The sequence below is a fragment of the Mesorhizobium sp. M7A.F.Ca.CA.001.10.2.1 genome (genome assembly GCF_003998575.1).
Taxonomy (GTDB): Bacteria; Pseudomonadota; Alphaproteobacteria; order Rhizobiales; family Rhizobiaceae; genus Mesorhizobium.
On the sequence record NZ_RZQY01000494.1, the window covers coordinates 1 to 4560 of the forward strand.

Sequence of the window (4560 nt, forward strand, 5' to 3'; positions counted from 1 at the left end):
CCCAGAATTCGTCATCCTAGGGCGGAGCAAGGAGCGAAGCGACGCGGCGCAGACCCTAGGATCCATGCCGTGACATTGGCTTTAGGATGCAACGGATCAGAATGGCGCTTGCACGCCCAATAACGCGGGCTACCCTGAAACCATGACCGGCTACGTCTACATGACCGCGAGCCAGAAGCGCGGCACGATGCCATCCAGCGCGAGAAGTCACTGAAGCGCTGGCCACGTCAATGGAAGATCGAGTTGATCGAAAAAGCCAATCCAGAGTGGTTCGAGCTCTTTCGTGGAACCGGCTGGTAGGCGCTCGGTTTCTTTCACCGCCGGAGCATGGCATCACCGTCGCGGCATGGATCCTAGGGTCTGCGCTGCGTCGCTTCGCTCCTTGCTCCGCCCTAGGATGACGAAGACGCGGGGACGGCGCAAAGTCGCACCGCCCCCTTCACTGCGACCAATACTGCCAGGCCCAGTAAAAACTCTCGTCGCGTGGCGGCAGGCGGTCGCGCTCGGCGTCCCAGCGGACCGGCGTTGGCGATTTCGGTTGCTGTTCTGGCGGCTGGCTTTCCCTGGTCCAGGCGAGAAGCCAGTTACCGGCTTGGGCGAACAGCACGGCGGTGGAATGGGTCATCGTCATTCTCCTGCTCCTCTGGGCTCCGATCATTCGCGTCCCGCCCACGGGACGAGCACGCGCTCGATCCTGCGGATGGTGAATTCGAGCACGAAGGCGATGGCCGCGATTACCAGTATGCCCATCACCACCACGTCGGTGACGAGGAACTGGGCGGCCGACTGGATCATGAAGCCAAGCCCGCGTGTCGCCGCCACCAGTTCGGCGGCGACCAGCGTCGACCAGCCGGCGCCGAGCGCGATGCGCAGGCCGGTCAGGATCGACGGCAGCGCGCTGGGCAGGATGACGTGGCGGACCACTTGGCGCTGGGTAGCACCCAGCGAGCGCGCCGCGTTGATGCGCTCCTGCGAGACGCCGCGAACGCCGGACGCGGTCGACAGCGCCACCGGCGCCAGCATGGAAATAGTGATCACCAGGATCTTCGACGGTTCGCCGATGCCGAACCAGATGATGACCAGCGGCAAGTAGGCAAGCGGCGGGATAGGCCGCAGGAATTCCAGCAGCGGATCGAAGATGCCGCGCCCGATCGCGCTGATGCCGATGGCGAGACCAACCGGCACGCCAATGGCAAGGGCGGCGACCAGCGCGGCGAATACTCGCCACAGGCTGGCGACGGCATGCTGCAGCAGCGTAGCATCGACGAAGCCGTCACGGGCGACGGTGATGAACTTGTTCCACACGGCGGCAGGTGATGGCAGGAACACTGGCGACACCAGTTGCAGGCGGGCCGACAGCGCCCACAGCGCCAGCACCACCAGGATGGTCACAGCGCTGACCGCGCGGGCCGAAACGCCTTTGCGCTTGGGGCTGGGTCGCGACCATGGCACCGACAGGCCGTCGGCCTCGTCGATCTTGTGTCCCGGCCGCTCGGTGTAGGAGGTAACGGTCATGCCGCCTCTCCTTCGAAGATCGCGTCGGTCAATTCGCCACGCGCCACCGCAAAAGCCGGATCGGCCTTGATGGTGCGGATGGCTTCGCCCGATGCGTAGCGCCTGGAGAAGCCGGGTTCAAAAGTCCGCACCACGCGGCCTGGGCCGGGCGCTAGCACGACGATGCGGGTGGCCAGCACCAGCGCCTCCTCGATGCCATGCGTCACCATCAGCACGCCGACCTCGCTTGCCGTCCACAGATCGAGCAGCGTCGTCTGCATGCGTTCGCGCGTCAGCGCATCGAGCGCGCCGAGCGGTTCGTCGAGCAGCAGGAATTCGGGTTCGGCGGCGAGCGCCCGGGCCAGGCCGACGCGCTGGCGCATGCCGCCGGAAAGCTCCCAGATGCGCTTGTCGCCGGCGTCGGTGAGCTTCACCAGCGCCAGCAGCTCATCGGCGCGCTGCGCCCGCTCGGCTGGCCTGACACCGCGCAGCCTGAGCGCGAAGGCAACGTTTTCGCGCGCCGTCAGCCATGGGAACAGCGCGTCGTTCTGGAACACCACCGCCCGGTCCGAGCCCGGCGCGGTGATCGGCTTGCCGTTGATGGAGGCGCGCCCGCGTGCCGGCGCGACAAGGCCGGCGGCGACGTTGAGCAGCGAGGTCTTGCCGCAGCCGGACCGGCCGACCAGCACGACGAAATCGCCCTTGGCGACATCGATCGACACCCGTTCGACGGAAGGCGCCGCCTGGCCGTCATAGTGGATCGAGACCTTGTCCAATACGAGATGGGGGTCCAGTACGAGATGGGGGTCGAGCACGAGATGCGGCATGGATGCCTCGCGGTTCGTTGAAATCCGACGGCCCCGGCGCTCGTCAGCGGTTCCGGGGCAGTCAGCACGCGGCGTCAGGGAAGAAGCGCGCGGGCCGGGTTCAGAGCAATTCCAGGAAAAGTGTGAAGCGGTTTTCCGTCCGGAATTGCGTTAAACGAGTACTAGTTCGAGGCGAGCGCCTCTGTGACGTATTTCGACGATACGTATTTCGAATAGTCCGGCAGCACGGCGTCGATCTTGCCTTGCTCCTTGAGGAAGGCGGATGTCGCTTCCACCGCCTTGACCGTGCCGCCGCCGAGGAATTTGTCGGAGGCCTGCTCTTCCAGCGTCGGGAAGACATAGCCCTTGAGCAGCTGCGGCACTTCTTCCAGCTTGGCGCCGGTGAGTTTGGCGATCGCGGCCGCCTGCGGCGACGACACCGACCACGCGTCGGGCTTGGCGAGGAACTCGGCATAGGCGGCGCCCGTCACCTTGACGAAGTCGCGCACCGCTTCCGGGTTCTTTTCGGCGAAGTCGGTGCGCACGATCCAGGCGTCGAAGGTTGGCGCGCCCCAGGCGGCGACCTGCGAGGAATCCACCACCACCTTGCCCGTCGTCTTGATCTGGCCGAGCGCCGGATCCCAGACATAAGCCGCGTCGATGTCGCCACGCGAGAATGCGGCGGCGATTTCCGGTGGCCTGAGATTGAGGATCTCGACCGACTTCGGATCCACGCCCTCATGCTTCAGCGCGGCGAGCAGGCTGTAATGCGTCGTCGAGACGAACGGCACGGCGACCTTCTTGCCGGCGAGGTCGGCGACTTTCTCGATGCCGGCGCCGTTGCGCGCCACCAGCGCCTCGGATTCGCCGATCAGGCCGACTATAAAGATGGTCTGGATCGGCAATTCGCGGCTAGCCGCCGCCGCCAGCGGGCTCGAGCCGACATAGCCGATATCGACCGAGCCGGAAGCGACCGCGGCGATGACATCGGCGCCGGAATCGAATTTGCGCCAGTCGATTACTGCCTTCGTCTCCTTTTCATAGGCGCCGTCGGCCTGCGGCACTTTCGAAGGCTCGACCACCGTTTGATAGCCGATGGTGATTTTGAGGTCGTCGGCATGGGCCGGGCCGAGGAAGGCCGCGCCGGCAAGTGCCGCCGACGAGAGGAGAACAATGCGTCGCGAAATGGTGGACATGGAGGGCTCCTGAAAAGAGAAAAATCGGAATGCCCCATGATAGTCCGCTAATTCTATTAGGTTTGTAGAGTTAAATCCTTCCAACGAAGGCGGGCTTGTTAGAAAAAAGCTGTCGGTGGTCGGCGGATAGGGCGGATGAGGCGGTTGTAGCGTGCAGGGTGTCGCCATAGGGCAGACCTTTTGATGCCGGCGGGACAGCGCCCCCCTCTGTCCTGCCGGACATCTCCCCCTCAAGTGGGGAGATTGGCAGTTTCGGCTTCAGCGCTTTTCTCGTTGACGGTAGAGATGGGGCGAAAGCGGTCGTGACGTCCAATCTCCCCACTTGAGGGGGAGATGGCCGGCAGGCCAGAGGGGGGCGCTGGCCCACCGGCCTTTAACCTCCTGAGCTGCTGCGATGGCTGCGCCTACCCCCCCACCGCGAACTAGATTTCCTGCTTCTAACCTCTGCCAGGCAAATTCATGCCTCAAATAGCCAACGATTTGGAAACATGTTCCGCGTGATCGGAGGTAAGTATAGTAATCTTATCGACATGAGGGAACTGGAGGCGACGATGAGCGGCCACTCCATCACCATGATCGCTCGCGACCCGGATCGGCTTTTGCCGTTGCGTGAGTCGACGCCAGTTGGAGGACCATTTGCCATCTCGCTGCCGTCAAAGCGTATTTTTGTGCTCTCTAGGGCACAAAGGCCGGTCAAAATCGCTGCAGCGGCTTGAAAACGAAGCAAAATCAGCAGTTCTCGGCTTGTACATCATGTCACTAGAATTTATGTGTCATGCGGGCTTGGACGCGGCGGCAACGCCCGCCAGGCGTTTTGCAACCGATGGTTCCATGCCGTCGCATGCCAGAGAAATTTTGATCTCATGCTCACCAAAAAAGGTAAGTACGGCCTCAAGGCGCTTGTCCACCTCGCGCGCTTGCCGGCCGGACAGCTCGCCTTCGTCAACGACGTCGCCACCGGCAACAACATCCCGAAGAAATTTCTCGACGCCATCCTGGGCGAGTTGCGCAATGCCGGCTTCGTCCAGAGCCGCAAGGGCAAGGATGGCGGCTATCGCCTGGCG

Annotated in this window: 6 protein-coding genes and 1 pseudogene; 3 read left to right on the forward strand and 4 right to left on the reverse strand. The window is 63.6% G+C overall.

Translation table 11 applies throughout. The features are described 5' to 3' along the window. Positions 1–186 precede the first annotated feature (186 nt). Positions 187–300 (forward strand): annotated as a pseudogene (locus tag EN964_RS39460) (GIY-YIG nuclease family protein); the annotation flags it as partial. Positions 301–439: 139 nt separating this feature from the next. Here the strand turns inward: EN964_RS39460 and EN964_RS25580 are convergent. The 4 genes from EN964_RS25580 to tauA all read right to left on the reverse strand — a co-directional run bounded on the left by EN964_RS25580 (position 440) and on the right by tauA (position 3496). Beyond that, positions 440–625 carry a hypothetical protein gene (locus tag EN964_RS25580; protein ID WP_127269227.1) on the reverse strand — a complete coding sequence of 62 codons (186 nt, stop codon included), beginning with the start codon at positions 623–625 and terminating at the stop codon, positions 440–442. A 29-nt stretch (positions 626–654) separates the two neighbouring features. Continuing rightward, complete coding sequence (locus EN964_RS25585) at positions 655–1515, reverse strand: ABC transporter permease subunit (protein ID WP_127269226.1); 861 nt, start codon at positions 1513–1515, stop codon at positions 655–657. Then, the gene (locus EN964_RS25590) at positions 1512–2321 is read right to left on the reverse strand and encodes a taurine ABC transporter ATP-binding protein (RefSeq protein ID WP_127269225.1); all 810 of its coding nucleotides are present in this window, start codon (positions 2319–2321) and stop codon (positions 1512–1514) included. The genes EN964_RS25585 and EN964_RS25590 overlap by 4 nt, the downstream gene beginning before the upstream one ends. 161 nt (positions 2322–2482) lie before the next feature. Continuing rightward, a complete protein-coding gene (tauA, locus tag EN964_RS25595) occupies positions 2483–3496 on the reverse strand; it encodes a taurine ABC transporter substrate-binding protein (RefSeq protein WP_127269224.1) in 1014 nt (337 codons plus the stop codon). Positions 3497–3984: 488 nt separating this feature from the next. On the opposite strand from tauA, the gene EN964_RS25605 reads away from it, so the two are divergent. Together EN964_RS25605 and EN964_RS25610 are read left to right on the forward strand one after the other, a co-directional pair. Beyond that, on the forward strand, positions 3985–4212 hold the full coding sequence (locus EN964_RS25605) for a hypothetical protein (protein ID WP_127270314.1): 228 nt from the start codon (positions 3985–3987) through the stop codon (positions 4210–4212). Positions 4213–4359: 147 nt separating this feature from the next. Next, positions 4360–4560, forward strand: a 201-nt coding sequence (locus EN964_RS25610; RefSeq protein WP_164775987.1) for an Rrf2 family transcriptional regulator, incomplete at its 3' end; no start/stop codon positions are given.

Excerpts from the sequence above, each read along its gene's own strand:
- EN964_RS25590 (WP_127269225.1), bottom strand. The coding sequence starts at position 2,321 with ATGCCGCATCTCGTGCTCGACCCCCATCTCGTACTGGACCCCCATCTC.
- tauA (WP_127269224.1), bottom strand. The coding sequence starts at position 3,496 with ATGTCCACCATTTCGCGACGCATTGTTCTCCTCTCGTCGGCGGCACTT.
- EN964_RS25585 (WP_127269226.1), bottom strand. The coding sequence starts at position 1,515 with ATGACCGTTACCTCCTACACCGAGCGGCCGGGACACAAGATCGACGAG.
- EN964_RS25580 (WP_127269227.1), bottom strand. The coding sequence starts at position 625 with ATGACCCATTCCACCGCCGTGCTGTTCGCCCAAGCCGGTAACTGGCTT.
- EN964_RS25605 (WP_127270314.1), top strand. The coding sequence starts at position 3,985 with ATGTTCCGCGTGATCGGAGGTAAGTATAGTAATCTTATCGACATGAGG.